The 2,531-nt window shown below is 78.8% G+C and carries 2 protein-coding genes and 1 pseudogene; 2 read left to right on the forward strand and 1 reads right to left on the reverse strand.

The annotated features are described in order from the left end of the window. Positions 1 to 972, reverse strand: a 972-nt coding sequence (locus AB6N23_RS18075) for a DUF3866 family protein (protein ID WP_412867344.1), incomplete at its 3' end; no start/stop codon positions are given. A 143-nt stretch (positions 973 to 1,115) separates the two neighbouring features. Between AB6N23_RS18075 and AB6N23_RS18080 the strand changes: the two genes are divergently transcribed. Together AB6N23_RS18080 and AB6N23_RS18085 are read left to right on the forward strand one after the other, a co-directional pair. Then, positions 1,116 to 2,204, forward strand: a complete 1,089-nt coding sequence (locus AB6N23_RS18080) for a helix-turn-helix transcriptional regulator (protein WP_412867345.1) — start codon at positions 1,116 to 1,118, stop codon at positions 2,202 to 2,204. Then, a pseudogene (locus tag AB6N23_RS18085) lies at positions 2,197 to 2,531 on the forward strand (helix-turn-helix transcriptional regulator); the annotation flags it as partial. The gene AB6N23_RS18080 and the pseudogene AB6N23_RS18085, both read left to right, overlap by 8 nt.

Genomic DNA, 2,531 nt, shown 5'->3' on the forward strand with positions numbered 1-2,531 from the left:
GGCGGCCTGGTCGGCCACGCGGCGCGCCAGCCCGCCCCAGGCCTCGGCGTCGTCCGGCGCCGTCAGGTCGGCGGGCGTCCCGGGCAGGCCGGCGAGCAGCGGCACCGGCACGTCCGCCGGCACGAGCGCGACCCGCCCGTAGGCGGTCAGCGAGTGGTGCGAGACGCCGAGGTGCCGCTCACGGGCGTCCGCGCCCGAGACGCGCAGCGACGCGACCGGCCGGCCGCCGAGCACGCCGGCCGCGTTGACCGCCTCGCCCGCCGCCACGCCCGAGAAGCCCCACCGCGTGCCGGTGCCGAGGTTGCCCGGGCCCTGTGCCACGACGGCGAGGTCGGCACCGACGACGTGCCGCGCCGCGAGCAGGCCCGTGTGCACGGTGACGGCCTCGAGGTCGCCGCCGAAGGCCTGGCCCGTGGTGATGCAGGCGTCGACCCAGCCGGCGTCGCGCAGACCGGCCACGGCGCGCGAGAACCACGCCGGCAGCGCCCCGCCGTCGGTCATGACGTACGCCACGCGCACCGCCCGGCCGCGGTCCGCCGCGGCGGCCCGTGCACCCGCCAGCACCGCGGGCAGCGCCGAGTGCAGGTCCGCGACGACGACCGGCATGCCCGCGAGGTCGTCGGCGTCCCGGAGCGTGCCGTGGTGCGGCGACTCCTGGTCGTCGACGCCGAGCACCATGGCCTGCAGCGGCGTGTAGCGGGCCTTGACGAGGTGCCCGGGGCCGTCGGGGGCGTCCGCGGGCAGGGCGTCCGTGCGGGCGACGACGAGCGCGTAGCCGCCCGTGCCCAGGCCGCGGACGAGCGCCGTCACGTTGAGCAGGACGCGCGCGCCGGGCTCCAGCTCGCCCACGAGCGCCGGGTAGGCCAGCGCGCGGACCGTCCGGTCCTCGCCGTCCAGGGCGACGCGCGCCTCGCGCGCACCGTCCCACCCGGTCCCGCACTCCACCACGACCCCGGCCCGCCATGCGATCACGCGGCCACGGTACCGGGCGGGCGCCGGACGCCGGCCGCGCGGGCACCTCGCGCGGCGGGCGTGGCACGACGTCGGCCGGGACGGGTCCGCCGTGCCCGCGCGCAGGCCCGCGACCCGGCCCCGCGCCGACTACGGTGGTCCCGATGCCCCCCGCGATCCCGCCCGCCGAGCGCCTGCTCAACCTCGTCATCGCCCTGGTCAACACGCCGGGCCGGATGACGAAGGAGCAGGTGCGCTCGTCCGTCGCCGGGTACCAGGACGCGGCGTCGACCGAGGCGTTCGAGCGGATGTTCGAGCGCGACAAGGACACGCTGCGCGAGCTCGGCATCCCGGTGCTGACGGTGACGCACGCGGGCCACGGGGACGACGTGGGGTACCGCATCGACACCGAGCGGTGGTCGTTGCCGCCGGTCGAGCTCACCGCCGCCGAGCTGGGCGTCCTCGCGCTCGCCGCGCAGCTGTGGCAGGACCAGTCGCTGCGCGCCGACAGCTCGCGCGCGCTGACGAAGCTGCGCGCGGTCGGGCACGCGCCCGAGGCGGGCGACCTCGTCGCCGGGCTCGCGCCGCGCGTGCGGGCGGGCGGCGACGCCTTCGCGCCCCTCGTCGACGCGGTCCAGGCGCGCCAGGCGGTGCGCTTCACGTACCACGCCGCGACGACGGGCGAGGTGCGCGTACGGCACGTCGAGCCGTGGAAGCTCCTGGCCCGGCGGGGCGGCTGGGTGCTGCTCGCGCGCGACCGGGACCGCGGTGCGAGCCGCTCGTTCCGGCTGAGCCGGATCCGTGGGGCCGTCCGCGCGGTGGGCGAGCCCGGCGCGTTCGACCCGCCCACGCCCGAGGAGCTGGCCGAGGCCTCGCGCGTGTGGGCCGGTGACGGGCCGGAGCGGACCGCCCTGGTCGCCGTCACGCCCGACCGCGCCGGCGCGCTGCGCGCGCGGGGAGCGCCCGTGCCCGCCGACGCCCCCCTGCCCCCGGGTGCCGACGCGGTGCTGGCCGCGCGCGACCTCGTGGCCGTGCCGTTCCGGCTCGCGTGGGAGCTCGCCGAGGAGCTCGTCGGCTACGCCGACGCGGTCGTCGTGCTCGAGCCGTCCGACGTGCGCGACGAGGTGGTGCGCCTGCTGCGCGTCGCGGCCGAGCTGGACCGTCTGCCCGCGCGCGACGACCCCGCCGCGACCACCACCCCGTCCACCGCGTCGCCCACCCACCCGGCCACGACGGAGGTGCGCGGTGCCTGAGCGCGCGAGCGACCGCCTGGTGCGGATGCTGGGCATGATCGCGTACCTGCAGCGGCACGAGGACGTGCGCGTCGAGGACGTCGCCGCGCAGTTCGGCGTGACGCCGGAGCAGGTGATGGCCGACGTCGACACGTTGTGGGTGACGGGCACGCCCGGCTACCTCCCCGACGACCTCATCGACTTCGACGCGGCGTCGTACGAGCAGGGCGTCGTGCGGCTCACCGAGGGGCGCGGCGTCACCCGCCCGCTGCGCCTGGGGCCGCGCGAGGCCGTCGCGCTCGTCGCCGCGCTGCGCGCCCTCGCGGCGCTGCGGCCGGCCCTCGACGC

It is taken from the genome of Cellulomonas pasadenensis, from assembly GCF_047229365.1.
Taxonomy (GTDB): domain Bacteria; phylum Actinomycetota; class Actinomycetes; order Actinomycetales; family Cellulomonadaceae; genus Cellulomonas.